12 protein-coding genes are annotated in these 14,576 nt (G+C 67.3%); all 12 read left to right on the top strand.

All coding sequences use genetic code 11. The annotated features are described in order from the left end of the window. Positions 1-48 precede the first annotated feature (48 nt). Positions 49-762, top strand: coding sequence for an orotate phosphoribosyltransferase (locus AC1DQR_RS05655; protein ID WP_416048367.1), 714 nt, complete (start codon positions 49-51; stop codon positions 760-762). Positions 763-1,025: 263 nt separating this feature from the next. After that, a complete protein-coding gene (locus tag AC1DQR_RS05650; protein ID WP_477132670.1) occupies positions 1,026-3,059 on the top strand; it encodes a sigma-54-dependent Fis family transcriptional regulator in 2,034 nt (677 codons plus the stop codon). 345 nt (positions 3,060-3,404) lie between these two features. After that, complete coding sequence (locus AC1DQR_RS05645) at positions 3,405-4,478, top strand: 2,3-butanediol dehydrogenase (RefSeq protein WP_416050472.1); 1,074 nt, start codon at positions 3,405-3,407, stop codon at positions 4,476-4,478. A gap of 184 nt (positions 4,479-4,662) precedes the next feature. Beyond that, positions 4,663-5,811 carry a hypothetical protein gene (locus tag AC1DQR_RS05640; RefSeq protein ID WP_416048365.1) on the top strand — a complete coding sequence of 383 codons (1,149 nt, stop codon included), beginning with the start codon at positions 4,663-4,665 and terminating at the stop codon, positions 5,809-5,811. 307 nt (positions 5,812-6,118) lie between these two features. Continuing rightward, positions 6,119-7,147, top strand: coding sequence for a thiamine pyrophosphate-dependent dehydrogenase E1 component subunit alpha (locus tag AC1DQR_RS05635; protein ID WP_416048364.1), 1,029 nt, complete (start codon positions 6,119-6,121; stop codon positions 7,145-7,147). Between the two features lie 13 nt (positions 7,148-7,160). After that, positions 7,161-8,234, top strand: a complete 1,074-nt coding sequence (locus AC1DQR_RS05630; protein ID WP_416048363.1) for an alpha-ketoacid dehydrogenase subunit beta — start codon at positions 7,161-7,163, stop codon at positions 8,232-8,234. Then, positions 8,231-8,482 carry a lipoyl domain-containing protein gene (locus tag AC1DQR_RS05625; protein WP_276264419.1) on the top strand — a complete coding sequence of 84 codons (252 nt, stop codon included), beginning with the start codon at positions 8,231-8,233 and terminating at the stop codon, positions 8,480-8,482. The genes AC1DQR_RS05630 and AC1DQR_RS05625 overlap by 4 nt, the downstream gene beginning before the upstream one ends. Beyond that, complete coding sequence (locus AC1DQR_RS05620; RefSeq protein WP_416048362.1) at positions 8,479-9,219, top strand: dihydrolipoamide acetyltransferase family protein; 741 nt, start codon at positions 8,479-8,481, stop codon at positions 9,217-9,219. Before AC1DQR_RS05625 ends, AC1DQR_RS05620 begins: the two co-directional genes overlap by 4 nt. Continuing rightward, entirely contained in the window at positions 9,219-9,998 is a 780-nt protein-coding gene (locus tag AC1DQR_RS05615) for a lipoyl protein ligase domain-containing protein (RefSeq protein ID WP_416048361.1), read from the top strand. The genes AC1DQR_RS05620 and AC1DQR_RS05615 overlap by 1 nt, the downstream gene beginning before the upstream one ends. Positions 9,999-10,138: 140 nt before the next feature. After that, complete coding sequence (locus AC1DQR_RS05610) at positions 10,139-10,723, top strand: gluconate 2-dehydrogenase subunit 3 family protein (RefSeq protein WP_416048360.1); 585 nt, start codon at positions 10,139-10,141, stop codon at positions 10,721-10,723. 79 nt (positions 10,724-10,802) lie between these two features. Then, positions 10,803-12,377: a GMC family oxidoreductase gene (locus AC1DQR_RS05605; RefSeq protein WP_477132669.1), complete on the top strand. Its 1,575-nt coding sequence runs from the start codon at positions 10,803-10,805 to the stop codon at positions 12,375-12,377. A gap of 125 nt (positions 12,378-12,502) precedes the next feature. Beyond that, on the top strand, positions 12,503-14,467 hold the full coding sequence (locus AC1DQR_RS05600) for a sigma-54-dependent Fis family transcriptional regulator (RefSeq protein ID WP_416048358.1): 1,965 nt from the start codon (positions 12,503-12,505) through the stop codon (positions 14,465-14,467). Positions 14,468-14,576 lie beyond the last annotated feature (109 nt).

The following is a 14,576-nucleotide window of genomic DNA, read 5'->3' as shown; positions in this document are numbered from 1 at the left end:
GCCGCGGCCGAGCACAAACACTGAAGCACTGAAGCATTGGAGCCCTGCATGTCTCAACTACGCCCTCAACCCGACCTGTCATTGTCGGTAGGCCAGGCCCTGCTGGATGCCGGCTGCGTGAAATTCCGCACGGACGAGCCGTTCCGGCTGCCCTCCGGCTGGGCCAGCCCGGTCTATATCGACTGCCGCCGGCTGATCTCGTTTCCGGCGCTGCGCAAGGCGCTGATCCAGCGCGGCTTGACGCTGCTGCGGGCACGCAACCGGATCGACGGCATCGATGCCGTGGTCGGCGCCGAATCGAGCGGCATCGCATTTGGCGCCTGGATGGCCGAAGCCCTGGCGCTCCCGCTGCTCTATGTGCGCAAGGAAGCCAAGGGGCTGGGGCCCGCCTCGCAGATCGAGGGGGCCATCAACGCCGGCGACCGCGTGCTGCTGGTGGACGACATGATGGCCGCCGCGCGCTCCAAGCGGATCTTCTGCGAGGCGCTGGCAGCCGCCGGCGTCGTGGTGACGGACATCTTCGTGGTGTTCGACTACGGCACGTTCCCCACCGAGCGCATCCTCGCCCCCTGGCAGGCCAAGATCCATTCCCTCGCGAACTGGCAGGACATCCTGCAAGCCGCGCGTGACAGCGGCAACGTGGACAGCCGCGGCATTGACGAACTGCAGCGCTTTCTGGCCGACCCGGCCCGATGGTCGCGGGACCACGGCGGCATCGGGGCCGGCGAGACGGCAACGACCACATTGCCGCGCAAGGCGTAACGCGCACGCAGGATCTGGTTGCCGGATTCGCCGGCGCCAAGGAAGGCGCTGGGAGAGATTCGGTTCCCGCCTTGCACAAGGTACGAATCGCGTCTGGCGCGCCTCCCATGCTGCACTGCAATGTGAGCGCCAGTTCGGGATGTGCTAAAAAGACGCGGCACGCAGACCGGTGCCGCGTGATAGTGGCATACAACGCAGCCGTGTCGACCTATCGAACGCTGACGCACCTTGCAATGGGAGTGACGCATGTTGAGGAAGCTGGCATGACGCAATCATATGCACTGCAACACGCGCGACGCGTTTCATCCGTGGTCGACAATGCGTCATTCCATGAAGCGGCGGTGCAAGCGCGCCTGTTTCGCTCCTGGACCCGCTCGCTCAATACCTTTCAGCTGGATCCGGGAAATACGTCCGGCCCGCGCGTCATCAGTGCGACGGAGCTGAAAGACAGACGCAATCGCGCCGAGGCCCTGCTGCGCTTCTCGAGCCCGGTGGTGGAACGCTTGCACGGCGTCGTCGGCAAGGCAGGCTATTGCGTGCTGGTGGCCGACGCCGACGGCGCCCTGATCGATTTTCGTGGGCAGGAAGACCGCCGCAAGGAATACCGGCAGCACGGCCTGTATCACGGCCGCTATTTCACGGAGGACGCCGAGGGAACCAGCGGTGTGGCCTGCGTGCTGGCCGACAAGGAACCCATCACCGTCCACACCGAGGATCACTTCAGGGCAGCGTTCACCTGCCTGACCTGTACCGCCGCGCCCATCATCTCGCCAGCCGGCGAACTCACCGGCGTGCTGGACGTATCGGCCGTGCGAAACAGTGAAAACCGGGACTCGCAGGAACTGATCTACGCCTGGGTGTGCCAGGCGGCGGAGATGATCGAGAACGCCTACCTGCTCCACGATACCGGCCACCTGTGGACCCTGTACCTGCACCGCAGCCAGGATTACCTGAGCCTGCACCCCGAACTGCTGATTGCGTTCGACGATGCCGGAAACATCGCATCGATGAACCGGCAGACAAGGAGCATGCTCAGCACGCTATACACCGCGATTCCGGCAAACGTCCAGCATCTGTTCGATCTCAATGCCGGACAGGTCATCGACCTGAACAGCGGCCTGGAGATGTTCCCGTTGCGCCTGACCCGTGGCGGGGACCGCTTTTTCGCGAGACTTCGCCCGCCGCGCCAGGCCTTGCGCACGATATCGCTGTCGCCGGGACACCCGGCCACCGGCCACGCCGAGCCCGCGGCCCGTGCCATCGCCAGCGATCGCCTGGTCACCGGCGACCCGCAGGTCTCGTCGCATCTCGCCCGCGCGCTCCAGATCATCGACCGGCGTATTCCCGTGCTGCTGCAAGGCGAGACGGGCACAGGCAAGGAGGCATTCGCGCTCGCCGTGCATCGCGGTTCGCTGCGCGCGTCGCAGCCGTTTGTCGCCGTCAACTGCGCGGCCATCCCGGATACGCTGATTGAAAGCGAGCTGTTCGGCTACGCGGAAGGCGCATTCACCGGCGCAAAGCGCAAGGGTCTCAAGGGAAAGATACTCCAGGCGCACGCAGGCACCTTGTTCCTGGACGAGATCGGCGACATGGCTTTGCCGCTGCAGACCAGGCTGCTCCGCGTGCTGGCTGAGAACGAGCTGGTGCCGCTGGGCTCCGAGCAATCGGTGCGGGTCGATATCAACCTGATCTGCGCCACCCACAGGGACCTTGCGCGCATGGTCTCCGAAGGCACCTTCCGGGAAGACCTCTACTATCGCCTGACTGGCGCCGTGTTCCGGCTGCCTCCCCTGCGCGATCGCACTGACCTAGGCGAGCTCGTCGACTTCTTCCTGGCGGATGAAGCCCAGGCGCACGGCACCCGGTCCGCGCTGTCCGACGAGGCAATGGCTTGCATCCGCCGCTATCGCTGGCCCGGCAACGTACGGCAACTGCGCATGGCATTACGGTACGCATGCGCGCTGGCCACGGCCCAAGGCGTCATTGTTGCCGAAGATCTTCCCGACTATCTGCGCTGCCCGGCCGATGCCGCGCCAGCGGCGCCGCAGCCCGCGAGCCCGCCAGTGACCGCGCAGGCATCCGACAGTGCCGGCCTGCGCCCCGGCGAGCTTCTCGAACGGGAGCACATCGCGCAGATGCTCGCCTGCCACCACTGGCGCGTCAAGGAAACCGCCAAGGCACTGGGCATGAGCCGCGCGACCATCTACCGCAAGATGGCCAGATACGGCATTGTCTACCCGGGTTCGGCGTCCTTGCCGGGATCGCCGCCCTTGTCTCAGGCGGACGGGGCGGACTGAGGCACGGTGTCTCACCGGATCGAGCCGGGCCGTCTCACGCGGGCCGCGCCGTAGCTTGCCGGTCCATCGCCGGCGTCGTGCCGTATCGCAGCAATAACCCCTCGCGGCCCACGCTTCACCCCGCCTGCGCCTGAGCCCTCCCCCACGCTGCGCCGCAGCGCACGCTGTGCCTTCGCCTTCCGCCTTAGTCCGCCGTCCTCTCTGGCATGGTTCATGCGATTTCCTTCCTGCACGAAGGCCACGCCACACACTGACCCGCGGCACCCGCATGGTCCTTCGTCGATTCCCCACAACTACGATGGAGACACAACCGTGAGCAACGAAGGTTCGGTGCATCAGCCCAGCATGAAGGCCGCCGTATGGCGGGGTCGCCACGATGTCCGCGTCGAGGAGGTACGCGTCCCGGACAAGCCCGCCGAAGGATGGGTAAAGATCCGCGTGCATTGGTGCGGCATCTGCGGGTCGGACCTGCATGAATATGTCGCGGGCCCGGTCTTTATCCCGGTGGACCATCCCCACCCGCTCACCGGACTGAAGGGGCAGTGCATTCTGGGCCACGAGTTCAGTGGCGAGATCGCGGAACTGGGCGCGGGCGTGACCGGTTTCAAGGTCGGCGAACGCGTCACCGCGGATGCCTGCCAGCATTGCGGTAAATGCTATTACTGCACCCATGGCCTGTACAACATCTGCGAGAGTCTTGCGTTCACCGGCCTGATGAACAACGGCGCATTCGCGGAGTACGTCAACGTGCCGGCGGAGCTGCTCTACAAGCTGCCGGAGAACTTCCCCACCGAGGCGGGGGCACTGATCGAACCGCTGGCTGTCGGGCTGCATGCCGTGAAGAAAGCTGGCAACATCGTCGGCCAGACGGTTGTGGTGGTCGGCGCCGGCACCATCGGCCTGTGCACGATCATGTGCGCGAAGGCGGCCGGCGCAGGCCGCATCATCGCGCTCGAAATGTCGTCGGCGCGCAAGAAAAAGGCGCTGGAGGTTGGCGCCAACGTCGTCATCGATCCCAAGGAATGCGACGCGATCGCGGAGGTCAAGGCGCTGACCGGCGGCTATGGCGCGGACGTGTCCTTCGAGTGCATCGGCAACAAGGCCACGGCGAAGCTTGCCATCGACGTGATCCGCAAGGCCGGGAAATGCGTGATGGTGGGCATCTTCGAAGAGCCCAGCGCATTCAATTTCTTCGAGATCGTATCGACGGAGAAGGAAATCATCGGATCGCTCGCCTATAACGGCGAATTCGCCGACGTGATCCGCTTTATCGCCGATGGCCGCATCGACGTGCAGCCGCTCATCACCGGGCGGATCTCCCTCGCCGACATTGTGTCGCACGGCTTCGAAGAACTCGTCAACAACAAGGATGGCAACGTCAAGATCATCGTCCAGCCGGTTGCCAGCCTGGCGGCCTGACCGCTGGACAGCTTGACGGCTTAACGGCTTGACCGCTTGACGGCCGCTCATTCCAACGCGCCGCGTTGACCAACGCGGCCACCCTCCCATCCCACCGGCATGCGGGCCTAGCGCGATGCAGCGTCGCGCAGCGGCCAGCGCGCGCCTCGCGTGCCGGGCCTTCATCGTACTGGAGATGCCGGTCATGGAACCCCTCAGCCCCCAACTCGAAGCTCAAGACTCACCAGCGCTCGCGCCTGCCGGATTAGCGTTGCGGCCATTGGCATTCTCCGTGGCCGTCTTCCTGATCGTGCACGGCATCAGCCTTGGCGTATGGCGCCTGTTCGCCGACCCTGCCCAGGCCGTCTGGAAATACGCCCCCCAGCCATTTGGCATGTACCTCTTCTGGGGCATCCTGGTGCTGGTCTTCATCGGCTTCAACTTCGGCATGGCGGGATTCTCAGCGCTGAAGCAGCCCGTGCGTGGCTGCGCCGCCACGGTCGTGACGCTGGCGCTCTCCTTCGCCGTGCCCGCCGCGCTGGTCCATGGCTACGGCGCACTGGATCCGGCATTCAGCGCCATCAACGGCGCCGGCTACGGCGCGGCCGGCCTGATCGTGCTGATCGGCTTCTACGGCTTCGGCATACTGGCGACGGGCATGGCCGGATGGCCATGGTCCGACAGCGGCCTGAGCCCCGCGGCTAGCGGCCTTGCTCAAATCGCCGCCGGCTGTTGCCTCACGGGCCTGGGCTATTTCCTGCTGATCTATCCCAGCGTGTCGGCCGCCACCGCGCCGCATGCGATCCTGCTGCCGTTGCCGGTGGCGATCGGCTGGTTCTATTCCGTCATCGTGGCGTGGCTGACGACATTCCTGATCTTCGACAACTGGCCGTGGAACAGGCTGGCCCGGAAAAGCCATATGGCGCTCGCCGCGCTGGCCGGCAACTTCCTGCTGGGCACCGCGCTCTATGCCGTGCATCTGGCCTTGCTCAGATGGATCCTCATCCCGCCCGGCGCTGTTGAAAAAATCGGCGCGATGCTTCCAAGCTGGCCCGCGCAGCTAGGCGTATGGATTGCCTTCTGGCTGATCTTCTGGGCCAACGTTGCCGGCAACTGGCCGACCCGGTTCGGTGCCGGCACGAACCGGGCCATACGCGCGGCATCCTGCTGGGGCCTTGGACTGATCTCCTTTTTTGCCTATACGCGATGGTTTGCCGGCGCCGTGCTGCATGAAGCGGAGATCGTCCCCGGCTTTGGCGGCGATCCGCTTACCTGGGTCGACCTGCTCAACTACGTCATGCTGGTCTACGCCGTCTATTTCGAGTTCTACGGTCTTTCGAAGAAGAACGGCTGATCTGCCTGCCGCAAGGCTTGGTCGGCACTCCGGCCCCTCGCGCGCCTTGCCTGCGGAAAAGCCGCCTCCGACGGCGACAGATGTCCCGCCCGATGCGACATCTGTCTCGCCGCAAGGCGCGACAGATGCCTGTTGCAGGCCCGGCGCCAGGCCGGCCCTCGCCACGCGTATCCGGCCTGCGGCAAGGCCTGGCGGGAAGCCCCGGGCCAGGCGCGAGGCTTCCCGCCCGCGCTGGCACCACTCTTGCAATTCAGGCTGGTCCGGCACCGCAGCCGGCCGCTGAAACGAAAGCAAGAGGAGACCCCGAATGGAACCCACCCCAAGCCATCTTCTGTGGATGTACGAGAAGATGATCGAGATCCGGCAATACGAAGAGACCATGGCCAAGGTCTACCTCGAAGGCAAGCTGCCGCCGAAGATCCAGAAAGGCCTGGCCTTCGACATCGGCGCCGGCCCCGTGCCCGGCGAGATGCATCTCGCGGCCGGGCAGGAGCCGGTGGCCGTGGGCGTATGCGCGCACTTGCGGCCGGAGGATACCGTGGTCGGCGCGCACCGCTCGCACCACTTCGCCATCGCCAAGGGCGTGCCGCTCGATGCCATGACCGCCGAGATGTTCGGCAAGGCCACCGGGCTCGGGCGCGGCAAGGGCGGCCATATGCACCTGTTCCATCCCGAAACCAAGTTCTCCTGCAGCGGTATCGTCGGCGCGAGTTCGCCGCAGGCCTGCGGCGCCGCGCTGGCGGCGCGCAAGCTGGGCAAGGACTGGGTGGCCGTATCCTTCTTCGGCGAAGGCGCGGCCAACCAGGGCTCGTTCCATGAATCGCTCAACCTGGCGGCGCTGTGGAAGCTGCCGGTGGTGTTCGTCTGCGAGGACAACAAGTACGGCATCTCGGTGGAGAAGTCCGCCTCCACCTCGGTGCCTTCCAATGACGTGCGCGCCGCCGGCTATGGCATGCCGGGCGTGCTGGTGGATCACAACGACGCCGTCGCGGTGTACCGCGCCGCCGGCGAGGCCGTGGCACGGGCGCGGCGCGGCGAAGGCCCCACGCTGATCGAAGTCAAGACCGATCGCTATCTCGGCCACTTCCAGGGCGACCCGGAAACCTACCGCCCGCGCGACGAAGCCAAGACCCTGCGCAGCGCCGATCCGATCCACGCCCTGGGCGCCACGCTGCGCGCCGGCGGCCTGCTCGACGACGGCGCCGAAGCCGCCTTGCGCCAGACCATCTCGGCGCGCATCGAGGCCGCCTACGCCTTCGGCCGCAACAGCCCCTACCCCGCGCCCGCAGACGCGCTGCAACACGTCTTCGTCCAGCAAGACCTCGCACCAGCATAAACAGGAGACCCGCATGCAAACCGCACAAAGCGCGCCCCAGGGCGCGCGCACGCTCACCATGGCGCAGGCCATCGCCGAAGCCATCGGCCAGGAAATGGAGCGCGACTCGCGCGTCTTCGTGATGGGCGAGGATATCGGCAAGTACGGCGGCATCTTCAGCGCCACCACCGGCTTGCTGGACCGCTTCGGGCCCGATCGCATCATGGATACGCCGATCTCGGAAACCGCCTTCATGGGCGCGGCCATCGGCGCCGCCGCGCAAGGGCTGCGCCCGATCGCGGAACTGATGTTCGTGGATTTCTTCGGGGTGTGCTTCGACCAGATCTACAACCACCTCGCCAAGAACACCTATATGTCCGGCGGGCGCGTGGGCCTGCCGGCGGTGGTGATGACCGGCATCGGCGGCGGCTACAACGATGCCGCCCAGCATTCGCAATGCCTGTACGCCAGCTTTGCCCACATGCCGGGCATGAAGGTGGTGGTGCCGTCCAACGCCTACGACGCCAAGGGCCTGATGATCCAGGCCATCCGCGACGACAACCCGGTGGTGTTCTGCTACCACAAGGGCATCATGGGCTTGTCCTGGATGTCCTACTTCGAGGGCAGCACCAATGCCGTCCCCGAGGAGGCTTACGCCATTCCCTTCGGCCAGGCGCGGGTGGCGCGCAGCGGCCGCGACGCGACCATCGTCACGCTCTCGCAGATGGTGCAGAAATCGCTGCTGGCGGCCGAGCAGCTGGCGGCCGAAGGCATCGACGTGGAAGTGATCGACCTGCGCACCATCGTCCCGCTCGACCGCGAGACGGTACTGCGCTCGGTCGCCAAGACCGGCCGCCTGCTGGTGGCGGACGAGGATTACCTGAGCTTCGGCCTGTCCGGCGAGATCGCCGCGATCGTGGCGGAGAACCTCGATAGCGTGGCGCTGCGCGCGCCGGTGCGGCGCCTGGCCGTGCCCGACGTGCCCATCCCCTTCTCGCGCCCGCTCGAGCAATACGTGATTCCGCAGGTCGACACCATTGCCGCACAGGTGCGCGCCCTGGTGCAGGACCGTCCTCTTTCCTATCAACTGAAGCGAGAAGCAGCATGACCGACGTAACGATGGCCGACACCGTCTGGCAGGACGTGGAAGACGGCACCGAAGCCCTGTTGCAGGAGTGGCTGGTCAAGCCCGGCGACGCGGTCAGCGCGGGCCAGCCGCTGGGCGTGGCCGAACTGGTCAAGACCACGCATGAGATCGTTGCGCCCGCCGACGGCATCGTCGCCGCACTAGCAGTGGCGGCGCAGGACACGTTCGGGCGCGGCGCCGTGCTGGCCCGGCTGGAGCCGAGATCATGAGTCACAGCCTTGCTTCCGTCCTGAGCGGCCCGCCGGCTACGGCGGCAGCAGCCGGCGCCGCCGAGCGCGTCACGGTGCCGCTGACGGGCATGCGTGGCGCCATCGCGCGCAATATGAGCGTGGGCTGGGCCGTGCCGCGCGTGGCGCACTCGGTCGAGGTGGACGTGACCCTGCTGGAACTGGCGCGCCACACCATGCAGCAGAACCTGGGGCCCGAATGCAAGATCACGCTCACAGCCTTCGTGCTGCGTGCCGTGGCGCTAACCCTGCGGCAGCACCCGCGCCTGAACGCGCGCGTGCTGGAGAAGGAGATCGAGCTGATGCCGAACATCAACCTCGGCCTCGCGGTCAGCCTTGACGAGGGCCTGATGGTGCCGGTGCTGCGCGACGTGGACACCAGGTCGGTGGCGCAGATCGCTGCCGAGAGCCGCACCCTGGCCGCCGGCGCGCGCGCCGGCACGCTGCCGGCCGGCGCCTACCAGCGCGGCACCTTCACCGTGACCAACCTGGGTTCGACCGGCATCGACAGCTTCACGCCCATCCTCAATGTGCCGCAGGCCGCCATCCTCGGCGTGACGCGGGTGGCCAAGCGGGCCGTGGTCAAGGACGACTGGATCGCGGTGGCGCCAATGATGGGCCTGCACCTGGTCTTCGACCACCGCGCGGTGGACGGCTATCCGGCAGCGCGCTTCCTGACCGACCTCAAGACGCGGCTGGAAACCGTGGAAGGCCTGTGATGCTCGCCCCCGCCTTCCTCGCCAGCGGCGCGAGCTGTGCCGAAGAGCAAGCCTGGAACCGGGCCCGCCTGGCGGAGCCGGTGCTGCGCCCGGCCGTGCGCCTGTGGACCTACGCCGCGCCGGGCATCGTGCTGGGCTGCGCGCAGGCATCCCTGCGCGAGCGCCTGGCAGGCTGCACCACCCCGTTTGCGCAGCGGGATTCGGGCGGCGGCGCCGTGCTGACCGGGCCGTGGATGCTGTCGGCCTCGATCGTGCTGCCGGCCGGCCACGCCCTGGTCGGCACCGGTACGGTGTCGAGCTACCGCTGGCTGGGCGTGCTGCACGCCGGGCTGCTGCGGGACCTCGGCATCGCGGCCTATGCGGTGCCGCCGGAGGAAGCGCGGCTGGCCCCGCCGGCGGATGCGCTGAAGTGGGCCTGCTTCGGCGGGCTCTCGCCCTGGGAAGTCGTGGTGGGCCAGCGCAAGATCGTCGGCCTGGCACAGGTGCGACGGCGTACCGGCGTGCTGCTGACCTCGGGCACGCTGATCGCGCCGCCCGAATGGCCGCTGCTGTGCGGCGCGCTCGGCGGCGATCCTGCCGATGCCGGCCGCCTGCGCGCCTGCACCACGTCCTGTGCAGAGCAACTGGGCGCGCCGCTCATGGCCACGGTACTGGCCGAACGGCTGCATCACATGCTGATCGACGTGCTTGGCGAGCACGCCGAACCCGGCCAACCCCACCCCAGGACGCGCCCGGCACCGGCCTGCGGCGCGCTGCGCGCCGTGCCTAGCCCGTGCTGAACGATGCCGTCCCGACAAGCCGCGACAAAGCGGCGGGCGGCGGCGGCGACAGGCGGCCGGCGACAAGCAATGCCATGCACCGAGCCGGGGGGCGGACAACGCCCACACCGCGCTCCCACAAAAAACTGGAGACAAAACCAATGAAATCCGCACAGCCTGCCGGCCCTGGCGCCGGCACCACCATGCGTATCCTGCGCAAGCAGCCCACCGTTTCACGCCGGGGCTTCCTGCGCGGCGGCGGCCTTGCCGCCATCGGCGTGGCAGTGGTACCGGCGGCGCTGGCCCAGCCGCCGCGCGAAGCCATGACGGCGTCATTTCGCGCGCTCGGCCCGGCCACCGCGCGCACGCTGGTGGCCATGTCGCGCGATATTTTCCCCCACGACAAGCTGTCCGACCGCTACTACGTCGACGCCATCGCCCCGCTGGAGAAGTCCGCCGCTGGCAACAAGGCCACGCGCACCCTGTTGCAGCAGGGCGTTGCCGCGCTGGATGCCTCGGCGCGCGAGCGCTTCGGCCACCCTTATGGCGAAATCGCCAAGGAGACCGATCGCGTGGCGCTGCTCCAGGCCATCGAGGCCACGCCCTTCTTCGAGAAAGTGCGCGGCGAACTGGTCACGGGCCTCTACAACAACAAGGCTGTCTGGCCCCTCCTGGGCTACGAGGGTTCGTCCTGGGAGAAAGGCGGCTACCTGCACCGCGGCTTCGACGATATCGACTGGCTCTGAGCCRCCGGCACCGGCATTCCCCCGACAAGAGGCCGCCCGGGCTACGGCAATCCCCCCGGAGCGGCGCATGGAGACAAGCATGGCAACGAAATTCGACCTCAAAGACGACAGCGTGGTCGTCATCATCGGTTCCGGCGCGGGCGGCGGCACGCTCGCCAACGAACTGGCCCAGCGCGGCGTACGCAGCGTGATCCTCGAAGCCGGCAAGCACTTTACGCAAGCCGATTTCGAGAATGACGAGTGGGAAATGTTCAACAAGATCTCGTGGCTGGACAAGCGCATCTCGGCCGGCGGCTGGCATCACACCAAGACCTACCCCAACCTGCCGGCCTGGATCGTCAAGGGCGTGGGCGGCTCCACGGTGCACTGGTCCGGCGTGGCGCTACGCTTCATGCCGCACGACTTCCACAACCGCAGCACCTATGGCGCCGTGAAGGACGCCAACCTGATCGACTGGCCCATCACCTACGACGAGCTCGCGCCGTTCTATGACCTCGCCGAAAAGAAGATGGGCGTGACCACCACCGCCGCCTCCGGCCTGCCGGCCCTGCCCGAGAACAACCACTACAAGGTGCTGGCGGCGGGCGCGCGCAAGATCGGCTACAAGGAAATCGTGCGGCCCATGGCGGTCAACTCGCAGCCCTACGATGAGCGCCCGGGTTGCATGCAGATCGGCTTCTGCATGCAAGGATGCAAGATCGGCGCCAAATGGTCCACGCTCTACACCGAGGTGCCGCGCGCCCTGGCCACTGGCAAAGCAGAATTGCGGCCACAATCCATGGTGCTGCAGATCGAGCACGACGCCGCCGGCAAGGTCACCGGCGTGCTCTACGTGGACGAACGCGGCCGGCGCCAGTTCCAGCGCGCGCGCATCGTCTGCGTGGCCGGCAACTCGATCGAATCGCCGCGCCTGCTGCTGAATTCGGCCAGCAGCAAGTTCCCACAGGGTCTCGCTAATTCCTCCGGCCAGGTTGGCCGCAACTACCTCAACCACACCACCGCGGCGGCCGTGGCCATCCACCGCAAGCCGGTCTATATGTACCGCGGCACCGCGCTGGCGGCGGTGGTCTCCGACGAAGCCCGGCTCAACACCCAACGCGGCTTCTTCGGCGGCTATCACCTGGAAGGGCTGGCGCTTGGCCTGCCCTTCACCGCCGCCTTCATGAAGCCGGGCGGCTGGGGCCGCGACGTCTCCTCGGCGCTGGAAATGTACGACCACATGAGCTGCGTCTGGGTCTGCGGCGAAGATCTGGCGCAGGAACGCAACAGCATTACCCTGCATGCCACGGAGAAGGACCAGTACGGCCTGCCGGTGCCGATCGTGAGCAAGACCGACCACGCCAACGACGCCGCCATCCGCGCCCACGGGCTGGCGCAGTTCCGCAAGATGTCGGAAGCGGTCGGCACCACGCGCGTGATCGACATGCCGCCCTATCCCGCCAGCCACAACATGGGCACCAACCGCATGAGCGCCAGGGCCAGCGACGGCGTGGTCAACCGCTGGGGCCAGAGCCACGATATCCCCAACCTGTTCGTCTCCGACGGCAGCCAGTTCGCCTCCAGCTCGGCGTCCAACCCCACCCTGACCATCGTGGCGCTGGCGATCCGCCAGGCCGGGTACATTGCCGGCGCGCTGCAACGGCGCGAACTCTGAGCCGGCCGGATGGCCGCCCGCCGCATTGCGGGGGGCGGCCAAATCGATTAGCGTAGAGCCAGCGCTGCGCCGGGGATCCGATCGCCCCGGCCAGCCCACCACATGAACCGGCCAAGGAGACAACCGTGCTGCAACAAGCACACCGGGCACATATCGAGCGCCTGCTCGCCTTTTCGCGGCAGCCCGGCGCGGCCGACGGCACCATCGAGCGCTCCTGGCTGCGCTGCTTCAACGACTATGGCCTCGATCCGAGCCGGTCGGTGCCCGCCTATATCGTGGAAGCGCAGCGCCTGCGCGAACACAAGGACCAGATCGAGGACTTTCTCGGCGTGGCGCGTACCGGCATGGAGCAGCTCTACAAGCGTGTGTCCGCCCTGGACTGCGTGCTGCTGCTCACCGACGCCCATGGCGTGACCGTGGACTTCATCGGCAACGACCACTGGGAGCAGGAGCTCAAGCACGCCGGGCTCTACCTCGGCGCGGACTGGAGCGAGCCCCGTGCCGGCACCTGCGCGGTCGGCACCTGCATCGTCGAGCAGGCGCCGGTGACCTGCCACCAGACCGACCACTTCGACGTGTCCCACATCTCGCTCACGTGCAACAGCGCACCGCTGTTCGATCCCACCGGTGGCTTCCTGGGCGTGCTCGACGTCTCCGCGCTAAGCGCCCCGGCACCGCGCGAGGGACAGCACCTGGCGCTGCAGATGACCACCATGTACGCGCAGATGATCGAGGATGCCAATTTCCTGCGCTACTTCCGCGACCAATGGATCCTGCGGCTGGGCTCGACCTGGTCGCTGGTGGACGTGGACAGCGAGATCATGGTCGCCTTCGATGCTGACGGCGTCATCCGGGGCATCAACAGCGGCGGCCGGCGCAGGCTGCGGCTGGCCGACGCCGCCGAAGGGCACTGCGGGGGCAAGCCCCAGGATGTGCGCGGCCACCTGCTGACTGAAGTCTTCCGCGAGGACATGAGCGAGCTCTGGCGCATCGCGCGCGCCGGCATGTCGTCCGAACGCACCGCCGTGCGCACCCATGACCACGGCCTGTACTACGCCACCGCGATCGCCCCGCGCGGCGCACCGGGCCGGCCCTGCTCGCCCGGCGCCCAGCCCGCGCTGCCGAGCGCGCAAGCCAGCGCCGCGCTGGACGCACTCGGCGCGGGCGACCCGCAGATGCAGCGCCTGATCCTGCAGGCCAAGCGCCTTGCCAACAAGCCGCTCAATATCCTGGTGCATGGCGAGACCGGCACCGGCAAGGAAGTCCTGGCCAAGGCGCTGCACGCCGCCAGCGAGCGCCGCGGCAAAGCCTTCATCGCGGTCAACTGCGCGGCCATTCCCGAATCGCTGATCGAGAGCGAACTGTTCGGCTACTCGCCGGGCACCTTCACCGGTGCGCGCAGCAAAGGCATGCGTGGCCTGATCGCGCAGTCGGACGGCGGCACCCTCTTCCTCGACGAGATCGGCGACATGCCGCTGCACCTGCAAAGCCGGCTGCTGCGCGTGCTGTCCGAGCGCGAGGTGATGCCGCTGGGCGCGGAGAAACCCGTCCCGGTGGACCTGCGCGTCATCGCCGCCTCGCACCGCGACCTGCGCCAGTTGATCGCCGAGCAGTGCTTCCGCGAAGACCTCTACTACCGCCTGTGTGGAGCCACCTTGCACCTGCCGGCGCTGCGCGAGCGGCGCGACAAGGACTACCTGATCGCGCGCATCGCCGAGGAAGAGGGCCGGCAGCTGGATATGCAGGCCGTGCTGGCGCCCGCCGCGCTGGCCCTGCTGCGGGCCTATTCCTGGCAGGGCAATGTCCGGCAGCTGCGCAATGTGCTGCGCTTTGCGCTGGCCATGAGCGACCACGGATTGATCGACACTGAGGCGCTGCCGCCGGAGATCCTCGAGAGCACGCAGGAAAGCCGGCCGGATGCGCGCCCGGAGGCGGCGCCGCTGCCCGGCAACGAACGCGAGGCCTTGCTGGCTGCCCTTCGGCGTAACAAGTGGCGTATTACGCAGGTTGCCGTTGACCTGGGTATCGCGCGCGCCACGGTCTACCGTCAAATGGAGCGCTACGGCATTGTCGCACCCAACCAGCAATAAGGCTTCGGCCGTAGAAGCACCGTGAACGCCTGATCCCCGGCAAGTACGGCGTAGGTGAGCGGCATCGTTCCTGTTCACCGGCGAGGCAGCAAGGCAGTGGATCGACCAT

Source organism: Cupriavidus sp. 05L411, assembly GCF_056398045.1.
Note: the sequence above shows the minus strand (reverse complement) of the source record. Positions and strands in the feature narration are given on the sequence as shown.